The organism is Streptomyces sp. NPDC036813 (genome assembly GCF_055609245.1).
Genome location: NZ_JBVJPV010000005.1, coordinates 382,667 through 403,113, shown reverse-complemented (window position 1 = coordinate 403,113; position 20,447 = coordinate 382,667). Strand labels below are relative to the sequence as shown.

Here is a 20,447-nt window from a genome sequence, read left to right as displayed (position 1 = left end):
CAAGTCATGAAAGAACTGCTGCTTCTGCTGGCCGACAGCTGGATGATCTTCGCCGGCTTCTTCTACGGATGGAAACTCATCCGGCGGTACGGAAACCACCTGCTCGGCCTGGAGTGGTTCATCGTCGCCACGTCCGGCTCGAACTTCCTCGTCTGGTCCATCCTCGGCGGCGACCAGGGCAGTCCCCTGTACTCCATCACGTACTTCTTCGATGCCTTCTCGCGATCGGTGGGCGCCACCCTGATCGTCGTCATGGGCCTGATGCGAGTGACGCACCGGTACAAGCCCACGTTGGCGGTCGACATCGGGGTGTTTGGGCTGGGCGTCGTAGCCGGGTTGTATCTCCGGCAGTTCCACGGCAATGGGCTTCACGTCGTCCCGGCGACGTTCTACGTCGTCGTCAACGGGCTCACGACCCTGTTCCTCGCCTATCTCTCGTGGCGGCTCTGGAAGATCCGTGCCAGGGGTCTGGCCATCGGTGCCGCGCTCACCACCGCTGCGGCCACCGCGATCGCAGTCACGTACGACTTCTTCCCGATTCCCGGCGACGACGAGTACGGCACCATCTTCTACATCTTGGCTCTCACCACCTGGGGGACTCAGCTCTTCGTGTACTTCCTCTCGTACCGGGCTCTGCACGACCACAACGTGGCGACGGGCGCGGAGCCGGCCTCGGACGGCAGGAGCGTTGCCCCAGCCTGACCGACTCACCGAGGGCCCGACACTCGTGTCGGGCCCTCCATCGCCATGAGACGGCCGGGGGGCGTGCGGCGCCGGCCGTTCTCTTCGCCCTGAAGAGATGTCTGGACCATGATACGTTGAAGTGGTTCAAATGACTGAGTCAGTTCTTCGGGGAGTGCGGGATGGCGTACGTGTCGGCGGAGGCGCGCCGGGAGCAGTTGATCGAGGCGGCTGTGCGGGTGATCGCTCGGGAGGGCGCCGACGGAGCGACGACCAGGAAGATCGCCGATGAGGCGAAGGCGCCTCTGGCCTCCCTCCATTACTGCTTCCAGAACAAGGAGAACCTCCTCCTCGCCGTCTTCGCGCAGCTCTCCGACGAGTTGCCCGTCGACGTCGATCTGCCGGAGCACGAGGACATGAGTCTGGGACTCGTCGTCGAGCAGTGCCTGACGCGCGCCATGCAGTGGAGTGTGCAGAACCCCGTACGGATGCGGGCCATGATCGAGGTCACTCTGTGGGCCGAGCGCTACGACCCCGAGCTTTCCGTCAGCTTCTACGACGCCTTCCTCAAGTCGTCGGAGGCCGTCCTGCGCCAGGTCGACGTACCGATCCCGGACGAGGAGCTTCACTCGGTCCTGCGGGTCGCGATATCTCTGGTCGACGGGCTCTCGCTGCAGATGCTCACGAACGGCGACACGGAGCGCACGCTGCGCGACACGGCGACCGCCTGCGCGATGCTGAAGGCATTCCTGACCGAAAGGGCGCGAGAGGCCGACGTGGTGGGCGGTTCCGCGAGCGCGTGACCATCGGCGCAGGTGGAAGCTGCGCGAGCTGGGCTCTTCTCCACTCCGCGAAGCGCCGGCGGCCCGTCGTTTTCGACGGCCCACCGGCGCGGCCGGCCCCTAATCCAGGCGGATGAAGGCGAGTCGGCGGTCGGCGTACTCGCGACGCAGGACCTTCTTGTCGAACTTGCCCACACTGGTCTTGGGGATCTCGGCGACGAAGGCCCAGCGTTCCGGGAGCTGCCACTTGGCCCAGCTCTCGGCCAGGTGTTCCCTCAGTGCCACGGCGTCGGCCGGTTCACCCGCGCCGTTCCTCAGGACGACGGCCACGCAGGGCCGTTCGTCCCAGCGCTCGTCGGGGACGCCGAAGACGGCCGCCTCGGCGACGGCGGGGTGCGCCATGATGTCGTTCTCCATGTCGATGGAGGAGATCCACTCGCCCCCGGACTTGATGACGTCCTTCGCCCGGTCGACGAGAGTGAGGAATCCGTCGGCGCTGATCCGGCCGACGTCGCCGGTCCGCAGCCAACCGTCGTCGAAGGCGCCGGCTTCGACCGGCTCGTCGTCCGGGCTGTAGTAGGAGCCCGTGATCCAGGGCCCTCTCACCTCCAACTCGCCGAGTGACTCGCCGTCGTGAGGCACGGGGATACCGTCGTCGCCCTTGAGCCTGAACTCGACCAGTGGCGCGAACCGTCCTTGGCTCATCCTGTAGCGCCACCGGTCCTCACCGGCCGCCCGGGCCGGCGGGTGGGCCACTGTACCCACGGAGGAGGTCTCGGTCATCCCCCAACCGTGGACGACCCGGACCCCGTGCTGCTCCTCGAAGGTCTTCATCAGCGTGGGCGGCATGGCCGAGCCTCCCACGACGACTTCGCGAAGGTGGCTGATGTCCTGGGGGTGGGTCGCGAGCCTCGCGGCGAGTCCCGTCCAGATGGTCGGTACGGCAGCGGCGGACGTCGGTCGCTCCGCTTCCATCATGGCCAGCAGCGGCTCGGGCTGCAGGAAGCGGTCGGGCATGAGGAGTGACGCGCCGGAGAGCATGGACGCGAACGGCAGACTCCAGGCGTTGACGTGGAACATCGGCACGATCGCCAGACACGTGTCGCTCGTCGCCAGCCCCATCGCGGCCGGAGTGGTCACGTGCATCGCGTGCAGGAAGAGCGAACGGTGGGAGTACACCACGCCCTTGGGATCGCCCGTGGTGCCCGAGGTGTAGCACATCGCCGCGGCCGAGCGCTCGTCCAGCACGGGGAAGTCGTACACGGCGGGTTGCGCCTCCAGGAGGCGCTCGTAGTCGAGGACTTCGACCCCCCGGGGCGCACGGAATCCGGCCGCGTCGCCGTTCACGACGACCACATGACGCACGGTGTGAAGGCGGGGGAGGACCTCTTCGAAAGCGGGGGCGAGCGACCCGTCCACGAACACCACGCGGTCCTCGGCGTGGTTGGCCGTGAACACGAGCTGGTCGGGGAAGAGGCGGATGTTCAGGGCGTGGAGAACCGCGCCCATGGCGGGCACCGTGGCGTAGACCTCCATGTGCTCGGTGTTGTTCCACATGAACGTCGCCACGCGATCGGACGGCCCGACGCCCAGGTCGCGCAGGGCGTTCGCCAGCCGGGCGGCCCGCGTGCCCAGTTCACCGAACGTGCGCCGGCGCCCCTCCCGGCCCGTCCAGGTGGTGACGGTGGCGTCGGCGTGCACGGAGGTCGCGTAGCGCAGCAGATTGGCGAGCGACAGTGGCCCGTCCTGCATCGTGCTCAGCAATTCATGGCTCCTTGGGTCGGGCGGTCGCCGTGTCGGCGTGCGGGTGCGCGGCAGTGGCAGTGCCTGGCCGCAAAGGACGCGATCGACGTCGCCGGGGGTTGACGCCGGGCCGGAGGGCCTGGCTACCATCGAGTGGGACGATTGATCTAGACGTCCGATCTAGTCAGATGACTGTACTCAACTCCGCGAGGCCGTCGCAATGCCCTGTCGCGGGGCGACCGGGAACCCCGAGCACGTGGTGCCGGGCCGGTCCGACGTGTCGAACGCATCGTGCGAACAAGGCGGGAAGTGACCTTTATGGATCAGACCATTGAGCGTGTCGACGTGGTGATCGTCGGCGCCGGCCTCTCAGGCATCGCGGCGGCGGTCGAACTGAGGGCAACGCACCCGGGGCGGTCGTTCCTCATGCTCGAGGCGCGCGGCGACGTCGGGGGCACGTGGGACCTGTTCCGGTACCCCGGCATCCGGTCCGACAGTGACATGTTCACGCTGGGGTACGGCTTCAAGCCGTGGACCGCCGAGAAGTCGATCGCCTCGGGTGAGGCCATCCTCGACTACCTGAAGGAGACCGTCGACGAGCACGGGCTCGGGGAGCACATCCGCCTCGGGCGCCGGGTCGTCGCTGCCGACTGGTCGCAGGACGACCGCTGCTGGATCCTGGACGTCGCGGGCCCCGCCGGTCGCGAACGCGTCGCCTGCTCCTACCTCTACATGGCCGCGGGCTACTACGACCACGACAGCGGCCACAAGCCGCAGTTCCCCGGCCGGACGGCATTCCGCGGATCGATCGTCCACCCCCAGCAGTGGCCGGCCGACCTCGACTGCACCGGGAAGCGGGTCGTCGTCATCGGATCCGGTGCCACCGCGATCACCCTGGTCCCGGCCCTCGCCGAGACCGCGTCGAAGGTCACGATGGTGCAGCGGTCGCCCACCTATGTGGCCATCGACTCCGATGTCGACGAGGAGGCCAACCGGCTGCGCGCCGAGGTGGGGGAGCAGGAGGCGTTCAGGCGGATCCGGCTGCGCAACGTCCGCGACCAGCAGGCGAGGTACCACTTCGCCCGCACCGATCCCCAGGCCTTCAAGAAGCCCCTCTTCGACGAGATCGAGAAGATCGTCGGCCGCGACTGCCGGGAGAGGCACTTCACCCCGGCCTACGAGCCCTGGGACCAGCGCCTGTGCCTGGTGCCCAACGGGGACCTCTTCCACGCCATCCGGCAGGGCAAGGCCGACGTGGTGACGGGCCACATCGAGACCTTCACGGAGGGGGGTCTGCGGCTGACCTCCGGCGAGGAGGTTCCGGCCGACGTGATCGTGACCGCGACCGGCCTGGAACTCGTCACGCTCGGGAAGGTCCGGTTCAGCATGGGCGGTGAGCCGATCGACTTCTCGCGGACCTTCACCTACAAGGGGGTCGCGTTCAGCGGGGTTCCGAACCTCCTCATGGCCTTCGGCTATCTCAACTCCTCCTGGACTCTGCGCCTCGAACTGGTCAACCGGTTCTGGAGTTCGCTGCTCACCAGGATGGATGAGCTGGGCGCGGCGGTCGTGACCCCTGTGCTGCGTGACGAGGACCAGGGCATGCCGAGGGAGCCCTGGATCAAGGACGTCTCCTCGGGCTACCTCGTGCGCCACATGGACGACATGCCGGCCCAGGGCGACCGTGAGCCGTGGATCAATCCCCAGGTCCACGAGCGGATGAGGGACCTCCTGAGCGCACCCCTCGAGGACGGTGTCCTGCGCTTCGCATAGCGCCCGGCAAGGGGCGATTTCTTTTGCCGCCATGTGATTGACACCCAGCCGTCACCGGGATTAGGTTCGAGTCAAACGACTCAGTCAAATGAACAAGTCATTTGATCGAGATTATATGTAGGGCGCCGGCACCCCGTGTTCGGCCACCAATGATTGAGGTGAGTGCCCATGAGTGGCGCTGTGAGAATCGAGGTCGAGCCGGATCCGACTCCGCTCGTGCTCTCGCTGGCGAGGGCCTTGCGCGAGAGCGCGGAGGTTCCCGAGCTGCGTGACCTCCTGACGGGGCTGACCGGCACCGTGGCGCTGCGCTCGGGGCTGGACGCCCAGACCGCGACCCTGCTCTTCGCCGAGGGCGGCGTGGACATCCACCACGGCGTGGACGAGGGCGTCGAGGCGATCCCCCTCGTGCCCTATTCCGATTACGCGCTCGCCGCGACGCCCGATGCGCTCGCCTCGGCGGTCGAGACACTGCTGAACCCGCCGATGCCCGCCTGGCGTGATGCCGCAGCGTCCTTCTGGGCGGCGAACCAAGGCTCGTACGGATTCCCCGAGGGGCTCCGCGTGGTCTGCCAGACCGAGGAGCAGGAAATCCGCTTCGGCGAGGACGCACTGGCGTACGAGGTGCACGGCCCCGCGGACGCGCTGGCGGCGGCGTTCAGCGGCCGCGGTGAGACTTTTCTGTTCGCTCTCGCGGCCGGCGTCACCGTCGTCGGCAGCGTGGCGCACCTGTCGGCAATGTGTGGCGCGCACTGGAAGGTGAGATTCGGTGTCTGAGATGACCATTGATGAGCTTGACCGTTGGCTGGATGAGCACGGCATCACGTCCGTCGAGATCCAGGCGACCAACCTCGACGGCACGTTCATCGGAAAGACCCTGTCACCGGCGAAGTTCCTGGGCGGCGTCGAGCAGGGATTCGCCTTCGCGGATGTCGTGTTCGGCAACGACCTGAGCAGCACCCCGATCCTCGGTATCCCCTTCCCTTCCTGGCGCGGCGAACTCGCGGACATCTTCCTTCGCCCCGACCTCAGCACGCTGGTCGTGTGGAAGCCGGGCAAGGCGGCCGTCATCGGCGACTTCTGGACCCAGGACGGCACCCCGGTCTCCGTCTGTCCGCGCAACCTGCTGCGCCGCGTCGAGGCCGACGCCCAGCAGCTCGGTTTCACGGTCAGCACCGCCATCGAGATCGAAGCGACCATTTTCGAGGAGTCGGTTCGCGAAGCCCGCGCCAAGGGCTACGAGAACCTCACTCCGCTCGGCGGCACCAGCGGAGGTGCCTACGTGCTCGCCAAGGACGCGGACTGGCGTGCGTACCTGGAGCGGGTGGAGGAGCGGCTGCGGGCCATCGGCATCGACTGGGAGGCCTGGAACGATGAAGCCGCCGCAGGTCAGATCGAAGTCAATGTCGCGATCGGCAGTGCCGTCGAGGTCGCCGACCGGTGGGCCCGATGTCGCCAGGTGATGCGCGAGGTGGGCCACGAACTCGGCCGGACCGTGACGTTCATGGCGAAGTGGTCGGACGCCTGGGGCCAGGCGTCGCACCTGAACCTCTCGCTGGCGACGCCGGGCGGGAACGCCTTCTACAGCCCCGACGGCCTGTCCGACGTGATGAGCCGGTTCATCGGCGGCGTGATGCCGGCGATGGCGGGTACGACGTCGATCTCCCTTCCCTTCATCACCTCCTATCGCCGGCTCATCCCCGCCGAGGGCCCGCCCACGACCATCAGTTGGGGAGTCGGCAACAAGACGACGGCGGTGCGCGCCGTCGTGGACCACCCGAAGCAGTCCCGCATCGAGTACCGCGTGCCCGGTTCGGACGCGAACATGTACCTGGTCACCGCGGCCGTACTCGGCGCAGGCCTCTTCGGAATCCGCAACGAACTCGAGCCGCCCACCGCCTTGACCGGCATGGCCTGGTTCCGCCCCGACGGGGAACCGATTCCGGCGAGCATCAGCCAGGCGACCGCGGCACTGGAGGCGGACAAGATCCTGCCCGAGGCGCTCGGAGTTGAGTTCGTCGGCTACTGGATCGGCACGCGCCTGTCGGAGTGGCTGTCGTTCCACACCGGTGGGGGCGAACCCGACTGCGGGATCACCCCGTGGGAGCGCAGCCGATACTTCGAGCTGGCATGAGCACCCGGATAGCAGCCGCCGTCCTGAACACGGCGCCGGGACACCTCGAACTCGAGGAGCTCGTGATCGACGACCCGGGACCGGACGAGGTCCTGGTGAAGGTGGCGTACGCCGGTCTGTGTCACTCGGACCTCCACGAGATCGACGGCACCTTCGAGACCCAGCCGCCGATCGTCCTCGGCCATGAGGCGGTCGGCCGGGTGGTGGCCGCCGGCCCGGGCGTGTCGGAGTTCGCGTCGGGGGACACGGTCGTGACCTGTCTGTCCGTGTACTGCGGCACCTGCGAGTACTGCGTGACCGGCAGGCAGACCCTGTGCCTGCACCGCGCACGACTGCAGCAGGAGCGATTCCGTCCGCGGCTGACCAAGCCCGACGGCCGGCCGGTGCGGCCGACCGCCGGCATCGGCGCCTTCGCGGAGATGATCCTCGTCCACAAGAACAGCCTCGTCACCATCCCGGACGACATCCGTCCGGAGACGGCGAGCGTGCTCGGCTGCGCCGTCACGACAGGCATGGGCGCGGTCCTGCACAGCGCCTCGGTGCAACCCGGGCACAGCGTCGCCGTCGTCGGACTGGGCGGAGTCGGTTTCGCCGCCCTTCAGGCCGCACAACTGGCGGGCGCGGCGCAGATCATCGGGATCGACGTCGTACCGGGCAAGCTGGAGCGGGCCGTCCGATTCGGTGCGACGCATGTCGTCAACGCGAGGGAGACAGACCCGGTCGCGGGGGTGCGGGCGATCACCGGCACCGGCGTGCACCATGCGTTCGAGGCGGTCGGCTCGGCCACCACGGCCGGACAGGCGTTCGCCATGCTCCGGCCGGGCGGTACCGCCACCGTGATGGGCATGATCCCCCACTCGCAGCCGATCCCCATCCGAGGGGCGGAGCTGTTCCTGGAGGAGAAGCGCATCCAGGGCTCGTTCATGGGCTCCAACCACTTCAAGGTCGACGTCCCGCTGTACGTGCACTTCAACCGTATGGGCCTGCTCCAGCTCGACGACCTCGTGACCGCCCGGTGCGACCTGACGTCCATCAACGACGGATTCAAGGCCCTGGCGTCCGGACGGGAGATTCGCGTCGTCGCCCGGGTCGGGGAGGTGTGAACATGAAGCCGCTGATCGGAATCACCGGCCGCCGGCTGAGTCTGGGCATGGTGGCCAGGACGTCCCGCCGTTTCCAATTCCAGTTCACTGACTCGTACTTCAGTGCGTTCGGCGACAACGTGGCGGCTGCGGGCGGAATCCCGGTCAACCTGCCGTTCCATGCCGACGCGGAAGGCGTCGTCGACCGCCTCGACGGACTCATCGTCACCGGCGGTCAGGACATTCACCCTTCCCGATGGGGCGGCAGCGCTCGGGTCGACCCCACGGTCGACCCGAGGTGGGACTTCGATGCGCCGGACCTCGGACGAGACGAGTACGAGGCGGCCCTGATCGTGGCGGCACTCCAGGCGAACATTCCGCTCCTGGGCGTGTGCCGCGGTCACCAGCTGCTCAACGTCGTCCTCGGCGGCACTCTCGTCGACCACATAGAAGAGGGCCCGATCGTCCACGTGTCCCCGAACTTCGCGCCGGACGACGGCGATGACGCACACACCGTCAGCTTCACGCCGGGAAGCCTCGCCCACACGCTGTACGGACCCCGGCGCGTCGTCAACTCCTGGCATCACCAGGCGGTCGACCGCCTCGGCCGAGGACTCACCGTCATGGGCACGACCGCCGACGGAGTCGTCGAAGCCATCGGGCTGGCCGACAGACCGGTGGTGGGGCTGCAGTGGCATCCCGAGTGGATGGCCTCCCCCGACCCCGTCTTCGACTGGCTTGTCGACCAATCCGCGGCGAACGCTCTCGGATCCGCCGTGACAGGAGGCGCGACGTGGTGAACACGGACCGATCGGGCACCGCGCGTTCACTGGACGACTGGCTCGCTCTCAAGAGCCGGCTGAGTCTGTCGCGCGGAATGTGGATCAACGGCGAATGGGCCGAATCGAGGACCGGTCGGACGGCCACCCTCGTCAGCCCGCGCGACGGACTGCCCTTCGCGGACGTCCCCAGCGCGGACCGCGACGACGTGGACCGGGCCGTCCGAGGTGCCAGGCAGGCGTTCTCGTCCCGGGTCTGGGCGGGCCTGGAGCCACGTGAGCGCGGGGCCGTGCTGATCCGCTGGGCGGACCTGCTCGACCAGCACCGCGACGAACTGGCCCTGCTGGTCGCGCTCGAGATGGGCAAGCCGGTCACGGTGGCCTGGTCCGTCGAACTGCGCACCGCCATCAACACGATCCGCTGGTACGGCGAAGTCGCGGACAAACTGATGGACGAGTCGCCGCGCGGCCGCAACGACTCCGTCGCCCTGGTGACGCGGGAGCCACTGGGGGTCGTGGGCGTGATCACGCCGTGGAACTTCCCGATGACACTGTCGATGTTCAAGATTCCCGCAGCTCTGGTGTCGGGAAACAGCGTCGTCGTCAAACCCGCGACGCAAACGCCCCTCTCCCTCCTGCGCGCGGCGGAACTCTCCGCCGAGGCAGGCCTGCCGGCCGGGGTGCTCCAGGTGCTCACCGGCAGCGGTGCGACAGTCGGCTCGGCCCTGGCGCTGCACAACGACGTCGCCACGGTGACCTTCACCGGCTCGACGGAGGTCGGCAAGCAACTGCTGACCTACGCCGGACAGTCCAACGCGAAGCCGGTCTGGCTGGAACTGGGAGGTAAGTCCCCCAACCTCGTCTTCCCCGACGCACCGGACCTGGACGAGGCCGCGCGGATGGCCGCCTGGGCGATCTCCTTCAACAGCGGGCAGATGTGCACGGCGGGGTCGAGGCTCCTCGTGCACGAGGACATCCGCGACGAGCTGGTCGCCAAGGTCGTGGATCATCTCGGCCGTCACCGGATCGGCGATCCGCTGGACCCGGAGACCACGATGGGGCCTCTGGCGTACGAGCAGCATCGCGACGACGTGCTGGACGAGGTGCGCAAGGGGATCGCGGAGGGAGCCCGGCTCGTCCTCGGATCGGACCGGAAGAGGACCGACGGACTGTACGTGGACCCGGTGGTCTTCGTGAACGTGGACCAGCACAGCCGCCTGGCCCAGCACGAGATCTTCGGCCCCGTCCTGTCGGTCACGACGTTCCGCGACGACGCCGAGGCGATCGCGATCGCCAACAACTCCGACTACGGACTCGGGTCCGCCATCTGGACCGGCGACCTTGCCCGGGCCCACCGCCTGTCGCGGGAGATCCAGGCCGGCCTGGTCTGGGTCAACTGCTACGAGGAGGGCGACACCTCGGTGCCCTTCGGCGGTCAGAAGCTCTCCGGTCACGGGTCGGACCGGAGCCTCCACGGCCTCGACAAGTTCACGACCCTGAAGACGACCTGGATCGAACTCGCCTGACCCGTCGCGAAGACGACGCGCAGGAGACCAGGGAAGCCGTAATGCCCGCGGCTGATCGCGCGGTCGATCAACCGTGATTCGGATAGAGAGAGAATTCGCATGACCACACAGAAGAAGGCTCAGGCGCTGACATCGGTGGCGAACGACACGCCGGCGGAGGAGATCCTCAAGATCGTGACCCGGGACGGCGGCGTCATCATCAAGGGCTTCCTGACGCAGGAGCAGATCACCCGCTTCAACTCCGAGATCGAGTCGCCGCTGCAGGCGATCAACCCGGGTTCGACTCACGAGAACGAGATCGTGGCCGCGTTCCACGGCCACAACACCAAGCGACTCACGAACCTGGTGACGCACAGCGCCACGTTCCGCAGCGAGGTCATCGACCACCCCCTGGTCCACGAGATCAGCGACCTGGTCTTCCTCCAGGAGTCGGGCACGTACTGGATGACCACCGCACAGGTCATCGAGATCGGCCCCGACAGCCAGGCGCAGATGCTGCACCGCGACCTGGAGAACTGGTTCCCGTTCATCGGGATGGGACCCGGCGGCCCGGAGGTCACCATCAACTTCCTGGTCGCCCTGACCGACTTCACGGAGGAGAACGGCGCCACCCGCGTCATCCCCGGAAGCAACCACTGGAGCGACTTCGAGGACCGGGGGACTCCCGAGCAGACGATTCCCGCGGTCATGAACGCCGGAGACGTCCTGCTGATCAGCGGCAAGGTCGCGCACGGCGGTGGGGCGAACCGGACCGGCGACGAGTACCGGCGGGGCCTGGCCTTCGCCTTCAACGCGGGCTTCCTCACCGGCGAGGAGGCGTACCCCTTCCTGGTCGACAAGGAGCTCGCCAAGACGCTCTCCCCGCGTGTCCAGCGCGTGCTCGGCTTCCGCTCCCAGTACCCGACGGGCTCTCCCGGCCTGTGGCAGGTCGACTACGCCGACCTGGGCGACCACCTCGGCCTCTGAGCCGACCTGACCAGCTCGCGCGGCCTCGTCGTCGGCGCCCCGTGAGCGAGACGTCCCGCAGAGAGCCCTCCACGGGCCTTCTGTGGGACGTCGTCCAGGTCTGGCCCTCGTTCCCGCTCATCGATCCACGGACGCCGGATTCGGTGCCGCCGTCCCGCCTGTGCTGAAGGAGGCACTCGAACATGACCAAGCCGACCGGCGTCGTTCTCGTCGGACTCGGAGCCACGGGCATCGCCATCGCCGAGTCGCTGGTGAGCCGACGCGACTGCGCACTCCTGGGTGCGCTGGACATCGGGGTGGACAAGGCCGGAGTGACCCTCTCCGACTTCGTCGCCGGCGCGCCGCGTGTCCCCGTGGTCGCCTCCGTCGCGGAGCTCCCGCCTGCCGACGTGGCCGTCGTCGCCACGTCGTCCTGGGTGGACGCGATAGAACCGACGCTCACCGCCCTCATCGAACGGGGGACGAACGTCGTGTCGATCTGCGAGGAGCTGAGGGATCCGACCCGGAGCCACGCGCAGGCTGTGGCCCGCCTGGATCGGCTCGCGCGCGAACACGGCGTCTCCGTACTCGGTACCGGTTGCAATCCGGGGATGCTGATGGACACGCTTCCGCTGGTGCTGAGCGGCCTCACACTCGGGGTGGATCGCGTGTCCGTGCGGCGTACGGCGGACATGAGCCGCTACGGCGCGATCCTGAGGAAGTTCGGGCTGGGTCTCACGCCGGCCGAGTTCGACGCCGAGCGCGATACCGGCCGCGTCATGGGGCACGTCGGCTTCGCGCAGAGCATCAGCGCCCTGGCCCGTGGACTGGAATGGGATCTCGACTCGATCGAGGTCGACACCGTCGAGCGAGACCTGATCGCGGAGACGGAACGCAAGGGGCAGCACGCCGTCATCCCCGCGGGAACCGTGACGAGCGTCCTGCACCGGGCTCGTGGACTGGTGCAGGGGAAGGCCGTCATCGAACTGGCCACCCGGTTCGGCATCTTCGACCCGAAGGACGCCGTCGAACGCGGTGACGGACTCCTGCTCGTCGGTCACGAGCAGACGATCGAAGTCGTCGTGCCCGGCGGGTTCGAGAGCTTCCTTTCCACTGTGGCCATGGCATCGAACGCCGTGACCGCGGTCGTCGAGGCGGAACCGGGCTTCCGCACCGTCGAGGACCTGCCGGTGGGCGCCCTGGCCAGCAAGGGCGCCCGCGTCGCGCCCTGAGGCACCCGCGACACCTCGCCCGGTACCGGGCGTCAGACAGACACCGGGGAACCGGCCGCCTTCCTGGGCGGCCGGTTCCCCGGTGACCGAGAAGGAAGGAACATCGAATGGGCCTGGAGTCATCGCGCATCGCCTTCGAGCGAGCCCGGCGCAGTGTGGGAGCAGGGGTGGGCTCCGGCCTCCGCGCGGCCATGCAGCCCCATCCGCTCTTCGTGAGCGAGGCGCGAGGAGCCCACGTCTGGGACCTGGACGGCGACCGTTACATCGACTACGTCATGGCGTGGGGTCCCCTCGTCCTCGGACACGGCGACCCCCGCATCGTGGACGCGGTACTCGACGTCGTCTCGCGGATGCAGGTCGTCGGCACCGGCCACGTCCTCGAGTACGCGGCGGCGGAGGCGGTTCTCCAATCCGTCCCGCACGGCGAACGCCTGCTCTGGAGCAACACCGGGACCGAAGCGGTTCAGGTCGCACTGCGCCTGGCGCGGGCGGCCACGGGGCGCCGGCGGGTGGTGAAGTTCGCCAAGAGCTACCACGGATGGCACGACACCGTGTACGCCGGCTTGACCGAAACGGACCCCGACACCAACAAGGACGAGGTCGCGATGCCGGCAAGTCGAGGCCAGAGCCCCAGCGTGCTCGACGACCTCGTGGTGGCGCGGTTCAACGACGTGGAGATGATCGAACGCATCCTCGCGGACGCCGTCGAACGGGACATCGCCGCCGTGCTCATCGACCCGATCATGAGCAACGCCGGCGTCGAAGCGCCCGCGCAGGAATTCCTGCAGACCCTGCGGTCCCGTTGCGACCAGCACGGGGTGGTGCTCGTCTACGACGAGGTGATCGCCGGCTTCAGGATCGCCCGGGGTGGTGCGGCCGAATTCTTCGGGGTGCACCCCGACCTCTCCGTCTTCGGCAAGGCCATGGCCGGCGGCTTCACCCAGAGCGCCGTCGTCGGCCGAGCGGACCTGATCGACCAGGTGACCGACGGCGTGGTCCACGCCGGGACGTTCAACGGAAATCCCGTCGCGCTGGCCGCCGTACAGGCGACCATGGGAGCACTCGAGGACCCTTCCGTCTATGAAACGCTGGAAAGCGTCTCCGCTCGGTTCGAGCTCGTGATCGGGGACCTGCTGGCCTCCGCGCCCCAACCCGCCCGTCTCAACCGCGTCGGTTCTCTGCTCCAGTTCGTCCCGGACCTCGATGCCACCGGCCTGCACGGCACCGGCGGTCCCTGGCCGCAGATTCTGGGGGGGATGCTCGCCCACGGCGTGGCGTTCATGCCTTCGGGCAAGATCTTCCTCAGCACTGCGCACAGCCGGACGGACATCGACGCCACCGCCGACGCCCTCGAGAAGGTTCTGCGTCAGTTGCAGGGGCCCGCAGAAGGCTGACCGCCGCCCGCTGCCCGATGTCGTCGACGTCCTGATCGACACCCCGCGCGCCTTGCGCCTCACAGGCCTGCACCCGGTCTCCTGTGCCGCGCCGCAAGGCGCCCAACCCTCGGCAACTGCCGTTGCGGCGCCGGACCGGCGCCTCGGCATCAGTCCGCCCCTCTCCCGATCGGTGTGGGCCGCAGCCGACCGACTCGCCCCGCCCGTCTGCACGGCTGCGACCGCCCTCACGATCCCGTGCGCCGCGGCCGTGCTCCTTCTTCCGGAGAGAGGTCCCGTGCCCTCCGTTTCCTCCCGGCCATCCGTCTCACCACGGCGGGTTCCGGCGCCACCGCCCCATTCGTCCCCTGGTGACACGCGGGTGCTGGTCATGATCAACGCGCTGCCGCTTGCCGTCGGCGTCCTGCTCTCCTGCTCCACGACCCTTGGAGCGACCGCCGTGTACGGCCGCCTCACACTCGGCCTGGGATGGGCATTCCTGCAACTCGCCGTCCTCATCGGCGGGACATGCGTGTACGAGCACCGGGCCGCGTCCCCCCGGGCATCGGCGTCCGCGACGACCGTCGCCTCTCGTACGGCCGGGGGCGCGTGATGACCGCCTGCCTCCTGAGCGCCGGCTCGCTCGACCCGATCGGTTCCGATGCGAGGGGCGCCGTGATCAGCGCGTTCCTCGGCTTCATCGGCGTCTGCCTCCTGTGGGTCTTCACCCTCGCCACCCAGGGCGACGACCTGGAAGGTCTCTACGTCGCCGACCGGTCCCTCCCGCCCGTCTTCAACGGCGTCGCCATGGCCGGCGAACAGATCACGGTCGTCATCCTGGTCACCCTGCCGGGATCGATCTCCCTCTTCGGCTACGACGGGGTCTCGATCGCCGTCGACAGCGCCATCGCCCTAGGCGTCTTCCTGCTCCTCGCCCCGAGGATCCGCAGCACCGGCCGCTACACCCTCGGCCAGCTGTTCTCTCTGCGTGCCGAGGGGGTAGGGGTACGGATTGCGGGCGCGGTGGTCACCCTGTGCATCGCCATCCCTCTGCTGATGGTCCAGCTGCGAGCCGGCGCCGTCACGACGGCTCTCCTGATCGGCATGCCGACCGAGACGGTCCAGGTGGTGTGCACGGTCATGATGGGATGCCTCATCGCATGTTTCGCCGGCGTGGCCGATCTGCGCGGGACCAGCTTCATGCAGGTCGTCAAGGTGCCGGTGACCCTGGCGACGCTCGCCGTGGTGACCCTGCTGGCGCTCCGTGTCTTCGCCTGGAGTCCAGGAGAACTGCTCTCGGCCGCCGTGGACAAGAGCACGTCCCCGCACGCGTACCTCGGTCCGGGCTTGTGGGCACACACGACAGGTCGCGGACCGCTCAGCGCGATCAGCGACCACATCGTCGTCATCCTCGGCACCGCGATGATGCCCCACCTGATCCTGCGCGTGAGCGCCGGCCGGGACGTGCCGGCCGCCCGGCGCTCCATGAGCATCGCCGTAGGACTGAGCGGTCTCTTCTTCCTGCTCCTGATCACGACGGGCTTCGCGGGGGCCGCGGTGGTGGGCAGCGAACGGATCGGGGCGGTCGACGCGAAGGGACAGGGAGCCCTGATCCTGCTGGCATCGAGCGTCCTGCCCCACCACTCCACGGGCCGCGTCGTACTCATCACGCTCGTGGCCTGCGTCGCCTTCCTCGCCGTGCTCACAGCCGTGGCCGCCGTGACCTTCGCCGCCGGCGTGTCCGTGGCCCGCGACCTGTTCGGAGGGAACGACCGTTCCAGGAGCGTCATCGGAGAGCTGGGAGTCCTGCGGCTCTCCGTCGTCGTGCTCTGCGCGGTGAGTCTGGTCCTCACCGTCGCCGCACACCGCTACCCGATCGAGTTCCTCCTCGCGTTCTCCATGAGCATCGCTGCCTCGTGCGTGTTCCCCGCGCTCGTCTACTCCTTCCTCTGGACCGGCTTCAACCGGCAGGGGCTTCTGTGGCAGGTGTACGGAGGACTGTCCCTCTGCATACTCCTGACCGTTTTCTCTCCCGGTATTTCCGGGACGGTCTACGCGCTCCTGCCCCAGAAGGACTTCGACCTGTTCCCGTTCGACACCCCCGGGGTGGTCTCCGTCCCGGCAGCCTTCCTCCTGGGATGGCTCGGCAGCGCGCCTCCGTGGAGGCGGACCTCCCGGATCCGGCGGACCGCGGGAAGGGAAACGAGAGATGAGGGACACGCCATGGCTTCCCGCTACGGCGCCCCTCAGGCGGGCATCGGCTCTGGCCGGGACGGTGTCAGCGGATGAATCCACTGCCGGCTGCGACAGGGGACACGACCCCGAGAAACCACAGGGCTGCTCCGGCCGGCAAGTTCCGGCGCGCCGAAATTCACGGCACCGACGGCACCGGCCCCACTGCCCCTCGAAGGACTGATCCATGAGCGACAACCGCACCAACCAGGGCCGCTTCTCGGGCCGCACCGCCATCGTGACCGGCGCGAGCCGGGGTATCGGTCTTGCCGTCGCCGAGCGACTCGTCGCCGAAGGAGCGCGCGTGTGTCTCACCGCGCGCAAGGCCGGACCGCTCGAAGAGGCCGCGGCCGCACTGCCCCGAGGCAGCGTCATCACTGTCGCCGGGAAGGCCGACGACGCCGAACACCGCCGCGAGGTCCTCGACACCGTCGCGCGCGAGTTCGGCGGGCTCGATGTCCTCGTGAACAACGCGGGCATCAACCCGGCGTACGGCCCCGTCGTCGGCCTGGACCTCGATGTCGCCCGCAAGGTGCTGGAGGTCAACGTTCTCGCCACCCTCGCCTGGGTCCAGGACGCGGTGGCACACCAAAAGCTGGGTTTCACCGAGCGCCACGGCACCGTCGTGAACCTCTCCTCGGTGACCGGCGACACCCCCGCACCCGGCATCGGCCTGTACGGAGTGAGCAAGGCGGCGGTGTCCCACCTGACCAGGACCCTGGCCGTCGAACTCGGCCCGGAGATCCGGGTCAACGCCGTGGCTCCCGCCGTGGTGAAGACGCGGTTCGCCGAAGCCCTGTACGAGGGCAAGGAGGCCGAGGTGGCCAAGGACTATCCCCTGCGGCGCCTGGGCCTGCCTTCGGACATCGCCTCCGCCGTCGCCTACCTGGCCTCGACGGACTCCTCCTGGGTCACCGGCCACGTTCTCACCGTCGACGGCGGCCTCACGGTCGCCGGCGGCACCGCCTAACGGCCCTGCCGACCCCCGAAAGGACTGTCATGACTTTCACCCACCTTCCCCCCGAAGTGGCGCGGCTGCGTGAGCGCACCCGCCGGTTCATCCGCGAGGTCGTCATCGACTCCGAACCCGCACCGGGCGGACGTCTCGACCAGAACACCCGTGACCGGCTGCAGGCGGCGGCGAAGGATGCCGGCGTCTTCGCGCCCCACGTGCCGAAGGAGTACGGCGGGCAGGGCCTGCCCATCGAGCACTGGTCGCCGATCCTTCAGGAGGCCGGGTACTCGCCGATCGGCCCCAGCGTGCTCAACTGCATGGCCCCCGACGAGGGGAACATGCACATGCTCCACCTGATCGCGACCGAAGAGCAGAAGAAGCGCTATCTCGCGCCTCTGGCCGCGGGGGACGTACGGTCGTGCTTCGGCATGACGGAACCTCACCCGGGAGCCGGGTCCGACCCGGCGGCGCTTCGGACCAAGGCCGTGCGCACCGCGGGCGGCTGGATCATAGACGGCCACAAGCGGTTCACCAGCGGCGCCGTGGGCGCGGCGTTCTGCATCGTGATGGCACGGACCCCGGCACTGGACGGCTCCCCCGAAGGGGCCACCATGTTCCTCGTCGACATGACCAACCCCGGCGTCCGGATCGGCGAGGCGATCCACACCGTCGACCGTTCCATCGACGGCGGCCACCCTCACCTGTACATCGACGACTCCTTCGTCCCCGACGAGGCGGTACTCGGTGAGGTCGGACTCGGCTTCCGCTACGCCCAGGTGCGGCTCGGACCCGCACGTCTCACCCACTGCATGCGATGGCTGGGGCTGGCACGGCGCGCGCTCGACATCGCGCTGGACCGGGCGGGGAAGAGGGAGCTGTTCGGCGGTCCGATCGACTCGCTCGGCCTGGCACAGCACCTGATCGCCGAGTCCGTGATCGACATCGAGACCTCCGACGCGATCATCACCAAGACGGCGGCGCTGCTGCACGGTGATCCGAAGGCGGGGTCCGCGATGTCGTCGGTCGCGAAGGTCCACTGCTCCGAGGCGATCTTCCGGGTGATCGACCGCGCCATCCAGATCTGCGGCGGGGACGGAGTCTCCGACGGGCTCCCGCTGGCGCAGTACCTCAACGAGGTCCGCCCGTTCCGCATCTACGACGGCTCCAACGAGACCCACCGGTGGGCCATCGCTCGCCGGGCCTCGGCCGGCCGCGGCGCCGCGGTCCGCGCCGGTGAGCCGTACCGGGGCGATGCCGTCGTCGGCCGGGACGGGGGCGCGTGATGCACACCGTCCCTGACGGCGTGGAGGTCGTCGCGAGCTGGGAGAAGGCCCGTCACCTCGACAGCCCGCCACTCCTGGTCCTCGACGCGGTCACCGGCTTCCTCGACGCCCACGGCATCGGCAGCGGCCCGCTCGCCTGGCAGCGCATCGGCGACGGCCACTCCAATATCACCTATCTGATCGAGCGGGGTGGTGATTGCGTGGTCCTGCGCCGTGGCCCGCGGCCGCCGCTGCCGAAGTCGACACACGACATGGTGCGCGAGGCCCGCATCCAGAAGATCCTCGGCGGACACGGGGTACCGGTGCCGGAGATCCTCGCCGTCTGCGAGGACGAGTCGCTTCTGGGTGTGCCGTTCTACCTCATGTCCCGGCTCGACGGGACGGTCGTCACCGACACCATCCCGGCCCACCTCTCTCCCGCCGAACAGCGTCAGGCCACCAGCGAGGCCGTCGTCGACACCCTCGTGGCTCTGCACGGCATCGACGTGACCGGAGGGGAGCTCGCCACCCTGGGCTCCCCCGAGGGGTATCTCCGCCGCCAGGTCGACAGGTTCCGCGGGCTCTGGGAGGTCAACACCACACGCAGCCTGCCCGCGGTGGAGCGGATCTCGGACTGGCTCGCGCGCAACCTGCCGGCGAGCCGGGCGGCCTCGGTGGTGCACGGTGACTACCGCATGGGCAATCTCATGTTCGCTCCCCAGGCCCCCGCCAGGGTCCTCGCGATCCTGGACTGGGAGATGGCGACGCTCGGGGACCCGCTGGCGGATCTGGGGTACCTGACCGCCACGTATTCCGAGGCAGGCCGCCCCACCACCCCGCTCGAACTCACCCGGGTGACCCGGTTGCCCGGCTACCTCACCCAGCGCCAGCTGGCAGAGCGCTACCAGCGCCGCACGGGCGTCGATCTGACGTCGCTGCCCTGGTATCAGACCCTCGCGCTGTGGAAGGCAGCGATCTTCTGCGAGGCCATCTACACCCGTTGGCAGCGCGGCGAGCGCCCGAACGACACGACCTTCGGGCCCGCGCTCGAAACGGGTGTTCCCCGCCTGCTGGAACGGGCCGGGCAATACGCCAGCCTGACGGCGACCGGTCACCGCCGTCACACCTCTCTTTAAGCACCGGTCCGGCCGCAGGGACCCGCCCACGAACTGAGGAGCGGGACGCCAACTGGGCCATGCTCGCTCCTCCTTGGGCATTCCATCACACGTGCGTCTCGGCCCCCAGTTCTCCGATGGGCCGGCGTGTCAGCCGACACGTGCGTTCAGCGGGCCGGGTCCGGGCTTGGGCAGGTCTGCGATGAAGCGGCCGGCAGGTCCGCGTCCTGCTGGCCCAAGGGCTCCGGCTGCTCGGTGCGCCAGACGTCGATGTAGCCGAGTGCCCTGCGCCGCCACGAGCCGAGCGGTGACCTCGCGGCTCTGGCCGTCGCCCTGCTCGGCGTCGGGGTGCGGCACTGGGTGAACCTCCGCAACGACGGACGCGCGTTCTGCGCGGCGTCCGAACTCGCCGTGGAGCGACGGGACAACGTCATGTCCTTGGCCGGCGTTCATCACCACGGGCGCCCTCGCCCGCCGAAGCGCGGACGGCGCTGGGTTCGCCGGTCGGTCATGGCCGCCGTGATGACGATCGGCTGGGCGAAGGAGCGACAGGTCCTGGAGGAGAACGATCGGCAGGCCGCCGACCGGTCGACCCACGGATGAGCACCGAACGGCAGGCACGGCTGCACGGCGGGAAAACGGAGCAGCGCACATGACCAAGAAGACTGCTCATCGGTGCGGCCCGTGAGATGTGCGGATGGTCGTCGAGGCCGTGCGCCTGGCCGCCCGCTACCAGGCCGCCGAGGACGCCGACGCCGCCAGGCCGCTCCTCGCACAGCTCCTTGGCTTCTTCGGTGACGAGGCGCACGTGCGGCCACTGCCCGTACGCGATTCGG

At 68.8% G+C, this 20,447-nt stretch carries 18 protein-coding genes; 17 read left to right on the top strand and 1 reads right to left on the bottom strand.

Going from position 1 to position 20,447, the window contains the following annotated elements; genetic code table 11:
* Window positions 1-6 precede the first annotated feature (6 nt).
* Window positions 7-702: a transporter gene (locus ACZ67Q_RS14335; RefSeq protein ID WP_471181015.1), complete on the top strand. Its 696-nt coding sequence runs from the start codon at window positions 7-9 to the stop codon at window positions 700-702.
* Window positions 703-863: 161 nt separating this feature from the next.
* Window positions 864-1,484, top strand: coding sequence for a TetR/AcrR family transcriptional regulator (locus tag ACZ67Q_RS14330; RefSeq protein WP_471181013.1), 621 nt, complete (start codon window positions 864-866; stop codon window positions 1,482-1,484).
* Between the two features lie 99 nt (window positions 1,485-1,583).
* On the opposite strand, the gene ACZ67Q_RS14325 is transcribed toward ACZ67Q_RS14330, so the two are convergent.
* Window positions 1,584-3,227 carry a long-chain fatty acid--CoA ligase gene (locus tag ACZ67Q_RS14325; RefSeq protein ID WP_471181011.1) on the bottom strand — a complete coding sequence of 548 codons (1,644 nt, stop codon included), beginning with the start codon at window positions 3,225-3,227 and terminating at the stop codon, window positions 1,584-1,586.
* Between the two features lie 297 nt (window positions 3,228-3,524).
* Between ACZ67Q_RS14325 and ACZ67Q_RS14320 the strand changes: the two genes are divergently transcribed.
* The 15 genes from ACZ67Q_RS14320 (at window position 3,525) to ACZ67Q_RS14250 (ending at window position 20,214) form a co-directional block, all read left to right on the top strand.
* On the top strand, window positions 3,525-4,979 hold the full coding sequence (locus ACZ67Q_RS14320; RefSeq protein ID WP_471181009.1) for a flavin-containing monooxygenase: 1,455 nt from the start codon (window positions 3,525-3,527) through the stop codon (window positions 4,977-4,979).
* A 168-nt stretch (window positions 4,980-5,147) separates the two neighbouring features.
* On the top strand, window positions 5,148-5,753 hold the full coding sequence (locus ACZ67Q_RS14315) for a hypothetical protein (protein ID WP_471181008.1): 606 nt from the start codon (window positions 5,148-5,150) through the stop codon (window positions 5,751-5,753).
* A gap of 1 nt (window position 5,754) precedes the next feature.
* Window positions 5,755-7,110: a glutamine synthetase family protein gene (locus tag ACZ67Q_RS14310; protein ID WP_471181006.1), complete on the top strand. Its 1,356-nt coding sequence runs from the start codon at window positions 5,755-5,757 to the stop codon at window positions 7,108-7,110.
* Complete coding sequence (locus ACZ67Q_RS14305; RefSeq protein ID WP_471181005.1) at window positions 7,107-8,213, top strand: zinc-binding dehydrogenase; 1,107 nt, start codon at window positions 7,107-7,109, stop codon at window positions 8,211-8,213. The genes ACZ67Q_RS14310 and ACZ67Q_RS14305 overlap by 4 nt, the downstream gene beginning before the upstream one ends.
* A gap of 2 nt (window positions 8,214-8,215) precedes the next feature.
* Entirely contained in the window at window positions 8,216-8,992 is a 777-nt protein-coding gene (locus ACZ67Q_RS14300) for a gamma-glutamyl-gamma-aminobutyrate hydrolase family protein (protein ID WP_471181002.1), read from the top strand.
* Window positions 8,993-9,069: 77 nt separating this feature from the next.
* Window positions 9,070-10,497 (top strand): aldehyde dehydrogenase family protein, encoded by a 1,428-nt coding sequence (locus ACZ67Q_RS14295; protein ID WP_471181101.1) that lies wholly within the window; start codon window positions 9,070-9,072, stop codon window positions 10,495-10,497.
* A 99-nt stretch (window positions 10,498-10,596) separates the two neighbouring features.
* Window positions 10,597-11,463 carry a phytanoyl-CoA dioxygenase family protein gene (locus tag ACZ67Q_RS14290; RefSeq protein WP_471180999.1) on the top strand — a complete coding sequence of 289 codons (867 nt, stop codon included), beginning with the start codon at window positions 10,597-10,599 and terminating at the stop codon, window positions 11,461-11,463.
* 182 nt (window positions 11,464-11,645) lie between these two features.
* On the top strand, window positions 11,646-12,674 hold the full coding sequence (locus ACZ67Q_RS14285; RefSeq protein ID WP_471180997.1) for a dihydrodipicolinate reductase: 1,029 nt from the start codon (window positions 11,646-11,648) through the stop codon (window positions 12,672-12,674).
* Between the two features lie 107 nt (window positions 12,675-12,781).
* A complete protein-coding gene (locus ACZ67Q_RS14280; RefSeq protein ID WP_471180994.1) occupies window positions 12,782-14,068 on the top strand; it encodes an aspartate aminotransferase family protein in 1,287 nt (428 codons plus the stop codon).
* Window positions 14,069-14,438: 370 nt separating this feature from the next.
* Window positions 14,439-14,660, top strand: a complete 222-nt coding sequence (locus tag ACZ67Q_RS14275; RefSeq protein WP_471180991.1) for a hypothetical protein — start codon at window positions 14,439-14,441, stop codon at window positions 14,658-14,660.
* Window positions 14,660-16,336, top strand: coding sequence for a sodium:solute symporter family transporter (locus tag ACZ67Q_RS14270; RefSeq protein ID WP_471180989.1), 1,677 nt, complete (start codon window positions 14,660-14,662; stop codon window positions 16,334-16,336). Before ACZ67Q_RS14275 ends, ACZ67Q_RS14270 begins: the two co-directional genes overlap by 1 nt.
* 130 nt (window positions 16,337-16,466) lie before the next feature.
* Complete coding sequence (locus ACZ67Q_RS14265) at window positions 16,467-17,249, top strand: SDR family oxidoreductase (protein WP_471180986.1); 783 nt, start codon at window positions 16,467-16,469, stop codon at window positions 17,247-17,249.
* Between the two features lie 29 nt (window positions 17,250-17,278).
* The gene (locus tag ACZ67Q_RS14260; protein ID WP_471180983.1) at window positions 17,279-18,517 is read left to right on the top strand and encodes an acyl-CoA dehydrogenase family protein; all 1,239 of its coding nucleotides are present in this window, start codon (window positions 17,279-17,281) and stop codon (window positions 18,515-18,517) included.
* On the top strand, window positions 18,517-19,632 hold the full coding sequence (locus tag ACZ67Q_RS14255) for a phosphotransferase family protein (protein ID WP_471180980.1): 1,116 nt from the start codon (window positions 18,517-18,519) through the stop codon (window positions 19,630-19,632). The genes ACZ67Q_RS14260 and ACZ67Q_RS14255 overlap by 1 nt, the downstream gene beginning before the upstream one ends.
* Window positions 19,633-19,971: 339 nt before the next feature.
* On the top strand, window positions 19,972-20,214 hold the full coding sequence (locus ACZ67Q_RS14250) for a hypothetical protein (protein WP_471180977.1): 243 nt from the start codon (window positions 19,972-19,974) through the stop codon (window positions 20,212-20,214).
* Window positions 20,215-20,447 lie beyond the last annotated feature (233 nt).